At 51.5% G+C, this 15,548-nt stretch carries 14 protein-coding genes, 1 tRNA gene and 1 pseudogene; 6 read left to right on the top strand and 10 right to left on the bottom strand.

Features of this window, described 5'->3' with window-relative positions; all coding sequences use genetic code 11:
- Positions 1-83 precede the first annotated feature (83 nt).
- The 3 genes and pseudogenes from AC0LWF_RS01260 to AC0LWF_RS01250 form a co-directional block, all read left to right on the top strand.
- A complete protein-coding gene (locus AC0LWF_RS01260; protein ID WP_474649764.1) occupies positions 84-965 on the top strand; it encodes a carbohydrate ABC transporter permease in 882 nt (293 codons plus the stop codon).
- Positions 965-1,819, top strand: coding sequence for a carbohydrate ABC transporter permease (locus tag AC0LWF_RS01255; protein WP_474649763.1), 855 nt, complete (start codon positions 965-967; stop codon positions 1,817-1,819). The genes AC0LWF_RS01260 and AC0LWF_RS01255 overlap by 1 nt, the downstream gene beginning before the upstream one ends.
- A gap of 108 nt (positions 1,820-1,927) precedes the next feature.
- Positions 1,928-2,069: pseudogene (locus tag AC0LWF_RS01250) on the top strand (ABC transporter substrate-binding protein); the annotation flags it as partial.
- 222 nt (positions 2,070-2,291) lie between these two features.
- Here the strand turns inward: AC0LWF_RS01250 and AC0LWF_RS01245 are convergent.
- Positions 2,292-2,367 (bottom strand) — tRNA-Ala (locus AC0LWF_RS01245).
- A 95-nt stretch (positions 2,368-2,462) separates the two neighbouring features.
- Complete coding sequence (gene pdxR, locus AC0LWF_RS01240) at positions 2,463-3,884, bottom strand: MocR-like pyridoxine biosynthesis transcription factor PdxR (protein WP_474649762.1); 1,422 nt, start codon at positions 3,882-3,884, stop codon at positions 2,463-2,465.
- Between the two features lie 120 nt (positions 3,885-4,004).
- Here pdxR and AC0LWF_RS01235 point away from each other — a divergent pair, with 120 nt between their 5' ends.
- Both AC0LWF_RS01235 and AC0LWF_RS01230 read left to right on the top strand, forming a co-directional pair.
- Positions 4,005-4,550, top strand: coding sequence for a pyridoxamine 5'-phosphate oxidase family protein (locus AC0LWF_RS01235; RefSeq protein WP_474649761.1), 546 nt, complete (start codon positions 4,005-4,007; stop codon positions 4,548-4,550).
- 157 nt (positions 4,551-4,707) lie between these two features.
- A complete protein-coding gene (locus tag AC0LWF_RS01230; protein WP_474649760.1) occupies positions 4,708-4,830 on the top strand; it encodes a hypothetical protein in 123 nt (40 codons plus the stop codon).
- 551 nt (positions 4,831-5,381) lie between these two features.
- On the opposite strand, the gene AC0LWF_RS01225 is transcribed toward AC0LWF_RS01230, so the two are convergent.
- A complete protein-coding gene (locus AC0LWF_RS01225) occupies positions 5,382-6,401 on the bottom strand; it encodes a glycoside hydrolase family 130 protein (protein WP_474649759.1) in 1,020 nt (339 codons plus the stop codon).
- Positions 6,402-6,602: 201 nt separating this feature from the next.
- On the bottom strand, positions 6,603-7,067 hold the full coding sequence (gene nrdR / locus AC0LWF_RS01220; protein WP_474649758.1) for a transcriptional regulator NrdR: 465 nt from the start codon (positions 7,065-7,067) through the stop codon (positions 6,603-6,605).
- 132 nt (positions 7,068-7,199) lie between these two features.
- On the opposite strand from nrdR, the gene AC0LWF_RS01215 reads away from it, so the two are divergent.
- Complete coding sequence (locus tag AC0LWF_RS01215; RefSeq protein ID WP_090572721.1) at positions 7,200-7,409, top strand: alpha/beta-type small acid-soluble spore protein; 210 nt, start codon at positions 7,200-7,202, stop codon at positions 7,407-7,409.
- A gap of 83 nt (positions 7,410-7,492) precedes the next feature.
- On the opposite strand, the gene AC0LWF_RS01210 is transcribed toward AC0LWF_RS01215, so the two are convergent.
- From AC0LWF_RS01210 to polA, 6 genes are all read right to left on the bottom strand, one after another.
- The gene (locus AC0LWF_RS01210; protein WP_474649757.1) at positions 7,493-8,083 is read right to left on the bottom strand and encodes a lytic transglycosylase domain-containing protein; all 591 of its coding nucleotides are present in this window, start codon (positions 8,081-8,083) and stop codon (positions 7,493-7,495) included.
- Entirely contained in the window at positions 8,080-8,676 is a 597-nt protein-coding gene (gene coaE, locus AC0LWF_RS01205) for a dephospho-CoA kinase (protein WP_474649756.1), read from the bottom strand. The genes AC0LWF_RS01210 and coaE overlap by 4 nt, the downstream gene beginning before the upstream one ends.
- A 69-nt stretch (positions 8,677-8,745) precedes the next feature.
- A complete protein-coding gene (locus AC0LWF_RS01200) occupies positions 8,746-9,468 on the bottom strand; it encodes an MntP/YtaF family protein (RefSeq protein ID WP_474649755.1) in 723 nt (240 codons plus the stop codon).
- Positions 9,469-9,565: 97 nt separating this feature from the next.
- Positions 9,566-10,438, bottom strand: a complete 873-nt coding sequence (gene mutM / locus AC0LWF_RS01195; protein ID WP_474649754.1) for a DNA-formamidopyrimidine glycosylase — start codon at positions 10,436-10,438, stop codon at positions 9,566-9,568.
- A 157-nt stretch (positions 10,439-10,595) separates the two neighbouring features.
- Positions 10,596-12,737, bottom strand: coding sequence for an ADP-ribosylglycohydrolase family protein (locus AC0LWF_RS01190; protein ID WP_474649753.1), 2,142 nt, complete (start codon positions 12,735-12,737; stop codon positions 10,596-10,598).
- A 135-nt stretch (positions 12,738-12,872) separates the two neighbouring features.
- Complete coding sequence (gene polA / locus AC0LWF_RS01185; protein ID WP_474649752.1) at positions 12,873-15,533, bottom strand: DNA polymerase I; 2,661 nt, start codon at positions 15,531-15,533, stop codon at positions 12,873-12,875.
- Between the last annotated feature and the right edge of the window lie 15 nt (positions 15,534-15,548).

Here is a 15,548-nt window from a genome sequence, read left to right as displayed (position 1 = left end):
AAGTACCACCCTCCTCAGAGTGGGTGGTACTTTTTTATAAAACCGAATTTTGCAGCAAACGTCAGAATATCGCGGAGGAAATGATGAACAAAACATTAAGAAATCCATGGACGTATATACTGTTTCTGCTCCCTCTCCTTGTGCTCTATATCATGTTTTTCATTTATCCGATGATCTCTGCCTTCACCACAGGCTTTATGAAATGGAACGGTCTTACGGAACCTAAGTTTAATGGTTTGACCAACTTTAAGCATGCGTTTCATGACAGTCTATTTTGGGATTCCGTTCTCAATAACGGCAAATTCATTCTGTTCTCGGTGTTCGTGCAAGTGCCCATCATTATCTTCTTCTCGCTCTTAATTAGCAACGTAAAAAAACTTAAGGGATTATATAAAACAGCTGTTTTCGTCCCCTCCGTCATGTCAACTGCGGTCATCGGCATCTTGTGGAGCTTCATCTACGAACCGGATATCGGCTTGTTCAATATCGTTCTGACCAGAATTGGATTACACCCTGTCATGTGGTTGTCCGATACCCATTGGGCGATGTTCTCGATCTTGATCACCAATGCATGGCAGTGGACGGGTTTCTACATCGTTATGGTTCTTGCTGCCATCTTGGCCATTCCTAGAGAAATCGATGAAGCTGCGATTGTTGATGGTGCTAGCTCTTTCACTCGTGCAACTCGGATTACGGTGCCGCTCATCATGCCCGTCATCTCCGTTGTGATCATGCTTTCCATCGCAGGTGCAATGAAAGCGGCCGATATTATTATCGTAATGACAGACGGCGGCCCAGGTGGGGTTACGGATGTTATGGCAACCTATTTAATTAAATACGGGATTACGAATGCGAAATACGGGTATGGCAACTCCATTGGGGTGCTCATCTTCTTGTTCTCCCTCATTCTTACAGCCTTGTACCAAGTTCTATTTGCGAGAAGAGTCGAAAGGGTGGAATACTAATGACGACGTCGCTCAACTCCTTGAAAAAAAGTATTCCCCATATTATTTTAATCAGCTATCTCATCTTGACCCTCTACCCATTCCTGTTCGTCCTATTCTCGTCGATCAAGTCGGATAATCAAGCGATTGCTAGTAATCCATTCGGTTTCCCTTCTACGTTTCATTTTGAGAATTATTATGAAGCTTGGGTGAATGCGAAAATCAGTGTTTACTTTTTTAATAGCTTGTACATCGCAACGCTATGCTCGATCGCTTCGATTATCTTCGCGGCCATGGGGGCATTCGCGATTACGCGGATGCGCTACTTGAAGATAAGCAAAGGCGTATACCAATTCATCCTGATTGGCATGCTCATTCCGGGTAATGCCTTACTGCTGCCTATCTTCAAAATGTTGAATGATATGGAGGTATTCGGTCACCCCATCTTAGGAACCCATATGGCGCTCATCCTACCTTACACCGCCTGGGCTCTTCCATTTACAGTGATTATTCTGTCTGCGTTTATGCGATCGATTCCGAGTGAAATCGAAGAAGCCTCCGTGATGGACGGTCTGCGTCCAAAGGGAATATTCGTCAAAATCATCATGCCTATTACAATTCCGGCCTTGGTAACTGTATTTATCATTAACTTCATTGGCAACTGGAACGAGTTTCTTCTTGCGAACTTCTTCATCTCCACGGATGAATTACGAACGCTGCCTGTCGGAATGGTTGGCTTCCGCGATATCTATAATACGAATTACGCCCAAATGTCGGCTGGCATTGTATACAGCATCCTTCCGGTCATGGTTATCTATGCCGTCCTGCAGAAGCAGATTATTGAAGGGTTAACTGCTGGCGGCGTTAAAGGCTGATCCGTTCAAAAGAAGAAGCACTACAACCTCAAGGGTTGTAGTGCTTTTTTTTATGCCATGCAAGCAGTGATATTGCGGAAGTGAACGATGAGAGCCTGGACTGTCATTGAGAGCTACGAAAAACAAATTTATATTTATGGTGAACAATATACACGCGGTACAGAGATTCTCTATCAAGAGATGAAATTAAAAAATGCCTGATAAAGTAAGACAGCAAGCTCAAAAAGAAGGCTACTACGCCCTATCAACTTAGCTACTGCCTCAAGGGGGATCGATCGACTCGCATAGGCTCGTCTATCCATTATGGGATGTCCGAATCTTTAATTATTGTTTAGCGGTAGATTCAGACGCCGTGCTCCTCCGTCTACGACTCCGTCCGCGCGGGCGAACCTATAGGGGTTCATCTCCCCCTTGGCGTTCCACCAAATAAAAAAACGCAACCATAACTATGGGTTGCGTTGAGTGTATTATTTGGTGGAGCCAAGGGGGATCGAACCCCTGACCTCTTGCATGCCATGCAAGCGCTCTCCCAGCTGAGCTATGGCCCCGTGAATATAGCGTGTCACAAGGGGAATTATAGCACGCGGCGCACAGGCTGAACAAGCAATATTTTCACAGAATCACGCCCCTATCCCCGCTACATTCACTCGAGCCATGCCTGCCGAAGCCGTGACACTCCTTCACGAATCTGCTCCTCCTGCAAGCCAGCAAAACCAAGCATGACATACGATCTCGGGCATTCCGCCGGATTCGTCCAGTGCTTCATCGGCGAGTACACCTGCACGCCTCGCTGAGCTGCCAGAGAGATTAGCTCCTCGCAGTCGCGTCCGAATACATCAAGCAGCAGATGCATCCCGGACTTCTGCCCAATAATGCCGACTTGGCTCCCGAGCTGATCCTGGATCACCCGAAGCAATGCGCGGTGTCGCGTCTGATAGAGCTTGCGCATCTTGCGGACATGCCGTTCGAAACCGCCGTCTCTCATAAACAGATACATCGCTGTCTGGACGAGCGTCGATACGGACTGGCTGTAATTTTGCAGCCCCTCCCTATACGTATCCGCGAGCGATTCTGGCAGCACAACATAACTTAGTCTCGCCCCAGGCAAAAAAGACTTCGAGAATGTGCCCAAGTAGATGACGCGATCGGAACGGTCAAGCGCCTTGAGCGCCGGGATCGGCTGCCCCTGATAGCGAAACTCGCTGTCATAGTCGTCTTCCAAAATGAATCCGTCCTGCTCATAAGCCCACTGCAGCAGCTTTCCCCGCTTCTGAACCGGCATTACAATGCCAATCGGGAACTGATGCGAAGGCGTCACATAGACCACATTTGCCCCGCTACCCCGAAGCGCTTCAATCGACAGACCATCCTCCTCCAGCGGAATTGGAACGACCTCTCTGAGGTGGTTCGCGAACACGGCTCTAACCCCGTTATACCCGGGCTCCTCCATCGCAATCCGCTGCGTCAGCGGTAGCAGCTGGCACAGCAAGCTGATCGCCTGCGCAGTTCCAGCGCTCAAGAAGATCTGATTCGCCGAGCACGAAACTCCGCGTGACTGGAACAGATACCTCGCAATCTCCTCTCGCAACCCCGAGTGACCTTGCCGATCCCCGTAGCCAACGACCTCGTGCAATCGGTCATCCATCGCTTCCGCCAAACACTTCTTCCATACCTTCACCGGAAAAAGCTCCAATTCCACATCCCCATACTCAAAATCTATCGTCCCAGCTCGCCTCTGCTCACCTGTCTCCTGCAAAGCTTGTTCTCTCATCTGCCTTACATTTGCAACAGGTTTCCCTTCCACTTCAGGCTGCTGCTCCAATGGCAGCACGAATATCCCGCTCCTCTGGCGGCTCTGAAGATAACCTTCTGATAGCAGCTGCTGATAGGCCGCCTCTACTGTGTTTTTGCTGACCATTAAGTGTGCGGACAATTGGCGAATCGACGGCAACCGGTCATTTACTACTAGCACGCCATCCTCGATTTGTTTCCGGATATACCGATAGAGCTGGTCGTATAGCGGACTTTCGCTCTCTTTTTCAAGTTTTGGTGTTAAGCTAATCATATCCATTCACCATCTGTACCCATCATTTTATATATAACTGTCACTTTAGATAGGGTCAATTTCCATCTAAAATGACTATAACAAAGACAGACACCATCAGCAATAGAAGGAGAGATATCCATGTTTCCAATACGATTGGCTAAACGCGCATGCACCGACCAAGACCGCATCCAACATTTTCTCAAGCAAGCCCAAATTGGATTTCTAGGCCTAACCACAGATGATATCCCTTATGTCGTACCGCTGAATTATTACTGGCAGGACGGTGCCGTCTACTTCCATGGCGCAGCAGAAGGCCGCAAAATCACGATGATCGACCGAAATCCGCGTGCCTGCTTCATCGTCAGCGAGGAGTACGGGACAATCACATCGCCAATCCCCGCCCATACGGATACCGCCTACATGAGCGCCATTGTTGATGGCACGATCGTCAAAGTAACCGATATCGTCGAAGCAACTGCAGCGATGCAAGGGATGCTGAACAAGTACGTGCCTGGCTACTACGACAAGCCGCTGCCGCAAAGCCACTTAGAGAGATATGTGTCCTCGATGGGAAGCAAAACGGCCGTGTACAAGCTCATTGCTGCCTCTATCACCGCAAAGGAAAATGAAGCTCAGCCTGAGAATATGTTTTATCCGGGGAGAGCGATTAGCTCGGATCGGTAGTAGACCGTCAGTGTACATTGCCAAATGTACCAACATCCACTATACTGGCTAAAAAACAGGTCGTGAAGCACACGCCGCTTTGTTACTGGCGCACCTAATCAGGTGCCATAGTACGCAAGGCGGCTTTTTGCGTTGATGCGTCCTAATGAGGAAAGGAATGATTCGCGTTATGCCTCCGTTCAAAAATGATTACGATGCTTGGCTGCACCTGCAAATTATGAAAGAACCTAACCAACGAAGAAGAGAACTACTGGAAAAAGGGCTTGGCCATGGCACCTAGTGGCTGGAAGCGGAAACGTTGCGGTTCGCTCGGCGGTTGCTGCGGCCTTTTGTACAGTCAGAGCTCTCCTCTCATCTGCGCATATCCAAACAACATACGCACCGTATCCTTCATAAGCTAGTCGAACGGCAACTTCTAGTTGTAGCAAGCGGTAAGGAGCGATACCGAACGTTTGTGATACGTACATAGTTGCGGGAATGCGTACAAGTTGTTTCGGAGCGGTTGTGAGGCCGAGCTCTAACTCTAAGGAACTCCAGCGGCACTATAGGAGCGAAATTGGCGGTTTCAGACACCTAAGGAACTCCACACACACTATTGGCGCACTTTGAAGTGAAATTCTGCGTTACACGACCAAATAAGGTTACTGAAGTTCCTTAGCTCATAGTAAAGTGGAAATTTCGTTAAATAGCAGCTGTACGGTTCCTTAGAAGAGCAGATGCGAACCGAACCGAGGCAGGGAGAGCTGTTACAACATGCACGGAACGAGCTGAGACGTACAAGCACCAACAGCAAAAAACGCACCTGCAAACCAGGTGCGTTTCTCCATCCAGCTATCGCTTCTCGCTCTCCGCAATCACATACTCCACCAGCTCATCCAGCGGCACGGTCGCGAGGCAGATCGCGGTGTCTGTCGCGCCGTAGTAGATGTACAGCAAGCCGTCCTTTACGACGTTCGCTGTCGGGAATACGACGTTCGGGATGAACAACCCGAACTTCTCGTAATACGTCTCCGGCTCCATCACGAAGCCCGGTGCGCGAGCGACTACTTTCTCCGGCTGCTCCAGATCGAGCAGCATCGCGCCGACGCGATAAACATGGTCTGGACCTACGCCGTGATATAGCACGAGCCAGCCTTTGTCGGTCTTGATGGGAGGAGTCGATCCGCCGATTTTCTTGAATTCCCACTCCTGCTCCACCGTGGCAAACAGAATCGGATCTTCCCAAGTGATTAAGTCCTCGGAGTACGAGATCCACATCGCCGGCTTCTCCGTGCCGTAAGCCTCTCCGATAAACTCCTCCGGACGGCGGAGCAGCGCATATTTGCCACCAATCTTCTCAGGGAACAAAATATTGTCGCGGTCATTGATATCAAGCGGGGTCGTATCGCAAAGGAACTCCCAATTGATTAAATCCTTCGACGTTGCAATAGACGAACGCGTCCGCCAGTGAACCTCCTCCTCGCCCCAGCCATCCGGAAATGACGGACGCGAATTGTTCGGAATGCCGATGCCTGTTGGGCAGTAACTCATCGAACAAGGACGCAGCGCATAATTCAAATAGTACGTATCGTCGAATTTCACAAGACGCGGATCTTGAATGCTGCCATAAGGAAAGCCGAACTGCTCCGGATGAATAACCGGCTTATCCAGCACATGCTTGAAATGCACACCATCCTCGCTCTCAAGCAAGCCGAAGAAACATTGGAACGGATCAAGACTGCCTGCCGTGCGTTCAATCATATAAAATTTATCGCCTTCAATGATGACGGCCGGGTTGAATACCGTAGCTTTACGCCAATCATAGAGGCCGGGAGTAACAATCGGGTTCGATTCGCAACGCGTAATTTTCATCTGGCTCAGACAACCTCTCTCCTAATATTCACCCCACTATAGCATGCTTATCCACGCTCAGATACGGGCTACGGACAAGTCCAAACAAAAACAAACCATCTCCGAACATTTTTCGTCCCATCAACAAAAAAAAGCCCGAACCATCAAGGGTCCAGGCTTTAACGTGACTATGGCTGACTGTCCATCATTACATCATTATCACTATTCCATCGGGTTCTTCGAAAGCAAATTGCTCAGCTCTTTCATGAACATGTCGATGTCTTTGAATTGGCGATAGACGGAGGCGAATCTGACGTATGCGACTTCATCGACTGGATACAGCTGTGACATGACGAGCTCACCGATTTCGCGGCTCTCCACTTCGGCAAGCGCCGTCGTACGCAATTCTTTCTCCGCTTCAGACACAATGATTTCAAGCTGATCGACTGAGACCGGACGCTTCTCGCAAGCCCGAATAAGTCCGCGCAAAATCTTATCGCGGCTGAACTCTTCACGGCTGCCGTCTTTCTTAATGACGATCAGGGGAGTTTCCTCCACCATTTCGAACGTCGTGAACCGCCTCGTGCATTTCTCGCACTCACGGCGGCGGCGAATCGATTTATTTTCGTTAGCGGGTCTGGAATCAAGCACTTTTGTCCCAGCATAGTCGCAATACGGGCATTTCATCGGTTATATCCTCCGTCTTCATGTCAAAGTGAACGCCAAATCTCTTCAGCAATCGTTTACCAACCGTTACCTGTTATTAAAAAAAGCATACCGCACATAATACAGTTACCAACCGCGAGGAGGTGAACGACAGTGGCTAACGGAAACAGCAACCAACTAGTTGTACCACAAGCTAGCGCTGCACTAGACCAAATGAAATATGAGGTCGCACAAGAGCTGGGTATTTCTCTTCCGCAAGATGGATACTACGGCAACATCACAACAAAAGATGCCGGTTCCATCGGTGGTAGCATTACCCGCAAACTGGTGCAAATTGCAGAGCAATCTCTAGCAGGTCGATAATCTGATGGCTTAATCAACAGGCTTTGGCTGGCTGCCGGTAGGCAGCCGGCCAAAGTTTTTTCATTATACCGAAACCTACGATATTACTCGACGAGCAAATCCGGATATAGGTCCTTGTACTTATTATAATAATAAATGACTCGCTGTACATAGTGCCTTGTTTCGCCGTATGGCACCTGATCTACCGTCTCCAGCTTCCCGTCCCAGGTTCCGGCTTTTAGCCAGCGGTTCACCGTGCCGGGTCCGGCATTATAAGCAGCAATTGCCGTATACATATTGCCATCAAACTGATTATACAGCGCACTCAAGTACCACGAGCCCATCTCAATTCCGATATCCGGCTGGTTCGAAATCGCTTCTAGCGTGACATTCGTGAACCCGCCGCGCTCGATAATCCATTTGGCCGTATCCGGCATAAGCTGCATGACGCCGATCGCGCCTTTTTTGGAAACGACGCCTGGCTTATAGTTCGTCTCAACGCGGATAATGGCTGCGACGAGATGCGGTTCGAGCTTGTAATTGGTCGCGCTAACGACTATATCCGTGCGGTATTTCACCGGGTACATCCAATGGCTCATCCATTCCGAGCGTACGAATAATAAAGCTAGAAGTGCAATGACGAGGATGAGGACCACTCTGCGACGAATTTTGTTCGTTCGTTTTATCTTGTTCATGGCAGTCCCTGCTCACGCCAAAATCGTTCAACCTGCAGCGAAGTCTCTGCCAGCGATCCGCTGTTGTCGATGACGTATGTAGCCCGGCGCTTCTTCTCTTCAATATCCAGCTGCAGCGCAATTCGCTGCGAAGCCTGCTCCTCTGTAAGCTGATTCCGCTGCATCAGCCTTTCAAGCTGAATGCGCTGCGGCACGTAGACGACCATCACCGCATCGTACGCCCCATCTTGTCCCGTTTCAAACAATAAAGGAATGTCAGCGACGATCAGCTGACTCGGATCTTCCAATTCATATGCCTCTATTCTGTCCCACATTCTCTTCCGAATTGCAGGATGCAGAATCGACTCCAGCTTGCTGAGCCGTTCCGGGTTGCCAAACACCAGCTTGCCGACCTCCGCACGGTTCATTGTGCCGTCTGCATTCAAGACAGCTTGTCCGAATTCAGAAGCTATTGCTAATAGCGCAGGCTCGCCGGGAAGCACTACTTCCCGAGCGACCTGGTCTGCATCAACAAGCTTGGCGCCGCGCGCGAGAAGCATCGCGCTGACTGTGCTTTTGCCACAAGCGATGCCGCCTGTTAATCCGAGTTTCAATCCATTCACCTCATATTGGAATAAGCCTACACACTTGCTTGCTTGTTTCACTTACAATACCATTCTATTCTACATAAGCCTCAAAAAGCCCATCACAATAAGCATAATGCCAGGCAATACCGATAACGCCTGCATGCCGCGCCATCCGGCGAAGCGGAATCCAAGCCTCATGCCGGCAAGCAAAAATACGGCGCTGGCGGTACAGATGACGAAAGCAGTCAGCAGCGGGTTGAACCCAACCATCGCAGCGCCAAGCCCCGCGCCGAAGCTGTCGAGCGACAGAGCGAAGCCAAGCAGAATCGCTTCCGAAGCCGAGATCGTCCCGGAACGGTCCACGTCAGCCACTTGCGGTGTACGCAGAATCTGAATGACGATACCGAGCCGCTTGAGCTCGAGATTGACAATAGCCGATGCAGCAAGCTCGCCTGCCGCGGGCTCCACCTCGGTGACGGCGATGCCGCTCACTTGCGACGCTGCCTGATCAGCAGCATCCTCATTCGCGCCATTCTCTCCGGACTTTCGGCGCTGCCAATATTGAATGAGTGCCCAGACGCCGATACACATCAGCAGAAGCGCACCGATCCATTTTGCTATAACCGGCGACATATAACCTGTTAAGATCGAACCGATTTGCATAGACAGCCAGACGACTAGACCTGAGCAGAACGCGATAATGACAATCGAGAAGAGCGGAATCCGAATGCGTCTCAAGCCATACGTAACTCCAACGCCAAATCCATCCAAGCTTACGGCAAAAGCGAGCAGCAGCAATGATGCGGCATGTACAAGCACTTTGATGTCCCTCCCATGATGACGTGACGCACAGGTTTCTGTGCATTCGCCTAGAACATGAATGGTACATCATATGCGCGCCGCCTCAAGTCGTGCCTTATTTGGCGTTTTGACCCGCTTGCTTCGCTCTCGTTCTTAGCTTTGGCAAAGGCTGACAGCGCAAACAAATATGCGTGCCTCGACCGCCGACAACCGTCTTCGTGATTGGACCGCCGCAGCTGCGGCACGCTTCCTTCTCGCGTCCATAGATGAGCAGCTCATGCTGGAACATGCCCATTTCCCCTTGCCCGTTCACGTAGGATTTGATCGAGGAACCGCCTGCATCGACTGCGCGGCTAAGCGTTGCCCGGATTGCCTCATACAGACGGCTCCATTCCGCAGCCTTCAGCGAATTTGCCGTCCGCTCCGGGTGAATGCCTGATGTGAACAGCGCTTCATCGACGTAAATGTTGCCAAGCCCGACAACATATTCTTGATTCAAGAGCAGCGGCTTAATCTTCGTCGTGCGATGCGCGACTTCTTTCTTGAACGCTTGCAGCGTGAACGCCTCATCAAGCGGCTCGATGCCGAGCTTATTGAGCGGCGGCAGCGTCAAATCCTCTCCAGGCGCGAACAGATGCATCGTTCCGAACTGGCGCACGTCTTTATAACGAAGCTCCGTGCCGTCGACGAAATGGAACCTGACATGCGTGTGCAGTTCAACTGCTTCATCTTGCTTATATACACCATAACGGCCTTCCATGCGCAGATGCGACACGAGCACAAGGCCATCCAGTATTATCCTTAGAAACTTACCCCTTCGTTCCACGGATTGAATCGTGTGGCCCGCGAGCGCAGCAGCGAAAACTTCCGGTTCGTGCGGCTTTTGTATAATTCGCGGAAGCGAAACAGTAACCCGTTCGATTGTTTTGCCTGCAACCAACTCGTTCAGCGTGCGCCGAACGGTTTCAACCTCAGGTAATTCCGGCATTACCTATTTCCCCTCCCATGCCAAAAAGCTCAACCACCATTATACCTCAGCGCGGCTAAAACTCCTAGCAATAAGGACTCGCAGCGTTCGGCTGGATGCCTATACAAAAAAGCCCCCGCCGCACGAAGCGACGAGAGCTATTATGGCTCGAACGTTATTACTGGCCACGCACCTCAAATTGCTTGTAATGCGTATGGCTGCCCGCCATATTCGAGAAGCCGATTTGCCCGTTTAAATACGGGGCATCCGTATCTTCCACCTGGAGCACCTTCTTCCCGTCGATGTAGATGAGGAAGAGGTTCTGAATCGCAGCCACTTTGATCGTATAATCGGTGTTCAGCGACCAAGCGAACTCTGCGGAAGCGAGTTCTTTGTAGCCATGCGCATTTTTGTAAAAGCTGATCTTATCGCCGGGTGCGAGACCGACAGCATAAGATCGGATGCCGCCTTGGACGCGGAATTGGATGTTATGATGGCTGCCTGCGATGGGATGCACGACCGCTTCGTAAACATAGTCCTGCCACGACAGATCACCTGTATAGCATTCCGCCGGCTCACCGCTATAGCTTCCCGAGAGCTCTCCGCCTTCAAGCGCCCACAGTCCGCGAAGACTCGTGAACTGGCTCACTGGAAGATGAAGCCCGTGCCAGCGCTCTGTCCGTTCATGCTGGAAGTTCACCGCATATTGCGGTGTGCCAGAGAAGTGCATATGGTCGACATAAGCGACCAAATTATCGTTCCAACCCTCCGAAGGTATCCATTCGATACCCGCTTCTTCAATGCATACATTGTCCATGAACGGCAGCTCGAACGTAAGCGTTGCCCATTCGCCTCGCACTAATTCAACGGTTTCACCGTAATGGCGCACATCAGCATTACCGTCGCGCACATACAAGCGCGCCCGAATGCCTGCTCTTACAAAGTCAGGTACCATCACTTCGGCGCTAACCGTTTGTCCGGGATAGAGCTGCGGCGAGAAGCTTGGATCGTATCGGCTGTCATTGAAGTCGTCCGGACGGTAATACGTCTTATAATACGCACGATAGCCGTAGCCGCATGTCGCGCGGTCGAATAATACTTTAAGCGCACGGCTGCCGCTCGCCACTGCCTCTGTCGTATTTTCCACGAAGCTCGTTACGTGTGCCCCGCTTGGGTCCGAATCCGTGCGGAACGCATGCGTAGAACCCGGATACTCAAAGTGGAAACGCGGGCTTTCACCATGCAACACTGACGCCCATTCCGCTGGCGGTTCGACGCCCGCAATCTTATAGCCGAAGCTCGCGATATAAGAAGCACACCAAGGAATATCGAGCATATTGAGCGTTCCGATGACGCTCGAGCAGCAGAGGAAATCGTTAATCGGCTTGCGCCAGGATGCATCAATGCCGTCAAGTCCGTTCATGACGCCCATGATCGTGCCGACATTCGCAACGTTGCAGTCCGTATCGTAGCCGCACATGTTACAGATGTTAATCGCACGGGAGAAGTCCCCTCCGCCATAGAGAAGCGATAGCACGATAACAGCCGCATTCGGGATAATATGGCATTCGCCAGGATACAATTGATAGCCGAAATTTTCTCTAACATAGAAGAAAGCATCGCGCCAATTGTCCGGCTGCTCGGCATGATAATCCATGACAGCCCGCGTCATGCGCGTAAACTCGCAGTCTGCTGGGATAACCGCCAAGCCCTCTTGCAAAATGCTCCTCATATCGCGATGAACGAAAGCAGCAGCAATACACGCCGCAATAAACATGCCGCCATATTTGCCGTTGCCGTCATGGGATACGCTTGCGATCTTCTCCGCGTACTCGGCAGCGAGCTTCGGATTTCCTGGATTGATGAGTCCCCAGACATCGATGAAGATTTGTCCGCCAATCTGCTCGGCGACGGCTGCGCCATTCTGCTCGATCGAGCCGGAACGCGGCGCCATAATGCCATTCTTCAAGTTCTGGTACGCCGTATGCTCCGTCGACTTTCCATAGCCGCCCCACCAGAAGAAGCTGTGACCGTCCGGCGCATAGTTAAGCCAAGTGAGGCCCATCTGCTCCGCCGTAATGTCGCTCGTATGCGTATAATCCTCTAGCGCCCGCAGGAAGAACATCGGGCCGTTCGTATCATCGTCAGCCGCGAAGTTTTTGAACGTATGCAGGTAGCCTGTAATTTCTCCAAACGTTCTTGCTATCCGGTCATACGACCATTGCTCAATATTGCCGCCATGGCGCACGCCAATGACTTTACCTAGCCAGCCGGCATATACCCGCTGCACATAATCGTTAGGTATCGTTGTCTGTGTCAATTCATAATCCCCCTTGAACTTAAGTAAGCGGTTACACATGTGGCATTATTATAGGTGCAATACCCGGTTTTATCAAGTTAATTCCTGTAAAAAAGAAAGAAGCTGCCGAGGCAGCCTCTCCAATTATTTTGCAAATTATTTTGCTTCATACCAATTGTCGCCGTAGCTGACATCCGCTCGCAGCGGCACACTAATCTTCAGTGCGCCTGCCATCACTTGCGGCACGAGTGTCTTCATCAGTTCCAATTCCTCCTGCGGAACTTCGAAGACGAGCTCATCGTGTACTTGCAGCAGCATCCGGCTGCGCAGGCCGCGCGCGCGGATTTCCTTGTCCATGTTCACCATAGCCAGCTTAATGATATCCGCCGCTGTTCCTTGAATCGGCGTATTCATCGCCGTCCGCTCCGCGAACGAACGAATATTGAAGTTGGACGCATGGATATCCGGCAAGTAGCGGCGGCGATCCAAGAGCGTCGTCACATAGCCGTTCTCGCGCGCCTGAACGACGATATTGTCCATGTAGGTCCGAACCCCTTGGAACGCGGCAAAATATTGCTCCTTGAACCTTGCCGCCTCATCCCGCGTAATGTTCAAGTTGTTCGAGAGACCGAAATCGCTGATGCCGTAGACGATACCGAAGTTGACGGCTTTCGCTTGGCGGCGCATGTTCGAATCCACCTGATCAGCCATTACGCCGAACACATCCATCGCCGTCTTCGTATGAATGTCGATATCTGTAATGAACGCTTCCTTCATATTCTCATCGCCCGAGATTTCCGCAAGGACCCGAAGCTCGATCTGCGAATAGTCGGCTGCGAGAATCGTCCAGCCCGGCTCCGACGGCACGAACGCTTTACGGATACGGCGGCCTTCCTCGAGACGAATCGGTATGTTCTGCAGGTTCGGGAATTGGCTCGACAGACGGCCAGTCGCAGCAATCGTCTGCCGGTAATACGTATGCACTTTGCCCGTATCGCGGCGAATCTCTTTGAGCAGCCCTTCCACGTATGTGGACTGCAGCTTCGCCAGCTGACGGTAGTGCAGAATCAAGCCGACGATCTCATGGTACGGCGCCAGCTTCTCCAATACTTCCGCATCGGTGGAGTAGCCGGTCTTCGTCTTCTTCCACGACGGCAGGCCAAGCTTCTCGAACAACACCTCGCCCAGCTGTTTAGGCGAGTTAATGTTGAACTCCATGCCAGCATGCGTGTAGATATCGCTCATATACTGTGAAATATTCCGCTCCAGCTCTGCGCCCAGATCCTCAAGCACAGCTGGGTTCACCTTAATGCCCTGCTTCTCCATGCCTGCCAGCACAACCGCAAGCGGCTGCTCAAGCTCGTAGCACAGCTTGCTCATATGGCCCTTCTCCAGCTCTTCCGTCAGAACCGGAACGAGCCTGCGAACAGCGTCCGCCTTCGCAGCCAAATGCGCGGCAAGCACATCCCTGCCCGGCACTTGGAACTTCGCTCCCTTGCCATATACCGCCTCATCCGACTGGATAGTCGCAAGCTTATAGCGGGATATTAGCGCAGCAAGCGTCAAGCTCGTATCGGTCGGGTCGAGCAAATACGCAGCAAGCATCGCGTCGAGTGCCACTCCGCGCAGTTCAATACCGATCCACCACAAGGTCAGCTCCGCTTTGTGCAGATCGTAGCCTTTCTTCGGCGCGTCCGCATCCTCGAGCCAAGCGCGAACCGGCCCCGACAGATTCGTATCCATAAGCTCGTCATACGTCACCGTCAAGATACGGTCGCCGGCTGCCGCCGCAATGCCGATCAATCGCGCTTGGTGCGGATTGTCGCCGATCGCTTCAATATAGATGCTCTCAGATGATGCGAGCAGCTCAGACACTGCCGCCGATGATGTCATTTCGCTTAACGAGACAACTTCATACGTCACTTCTGCTGCCGGTACATCCGAAGCGCCGCCTGCTTCAGACAAGCCAAGACGTTCGATGAGCGACTTGAATTCCAGCTTGCGGAACGCATCGCCGAGCGCCGCATCATCATAGCCGCTATAAACAAGCTCGTCCGATTGATGTTCAAGCGGCACTTCACGGTAGATCGTCGCAAGCTTCTTGCTCATCACGGCGCTTTCCTGATGCTCCTCAACCTTCTCCTTCATCTTGCCCTTCAGCTCATTCACGCCTGCAATGACGCCTTCAACGCTGCCGTACTCGTGCAGCAGCTTCAGCGCCGTCTTTTCCCCAACGCCCGGGATACCTGGAATATTATCGGACGTATCGCCCATTAACCCTTTCAGGTCAATAATCTGCAGCGGCGTCAGGCCATAGCGCTCGCTAATTTCAGCGGGATTATAGCGCTCCACGTCAGTGATCCCTTTACGGGTGAGCGCAATCGTCACATTGTCGGAAGCAAGCTGCAGCATATCTTTATCGCCGGAGACGACGACCGTCTCTATGCCGCTTTCATCCGCAATCCGGCTGAGCGTTCCGATAATGTCGTCAGCCTCATAGCCCGGCAGCTCATACTGGGCAATGCCGAAGGATTTCAAGAGCTCCTTCAAGACCGGGAACTGCTCGGACAGCTCCGGAGGCGTCTTCTGCCGTCCGCCTTTATACTCGGCATAGCCTTCATGTCTGAAAGTAACCTTCCCGGCATCGAACGCGACAAGCATATGCGTCGGTTTCTCATCTTCAATAAGCTTCAGCAGCATCGTTGTAAAGCCATATACGGCATTCGTATGCAGCCCTGCCGAATTGGTCAGCTGCGGCAGAGCGAAGAATGCCCGATAAATGATACTGTTGCCGTCGATCAATATCCATTTAGCCATTAGCTTGGCACACCT

It is taken from the genome of Paenibacillus sp. sgz302114 (assembly GCF_056120345.1).
The sequence above is the reverse complement of the archived record's forward strand: the minus strand, read 5'-3'. Positions and strand labels throughout refer to the sequence as shown.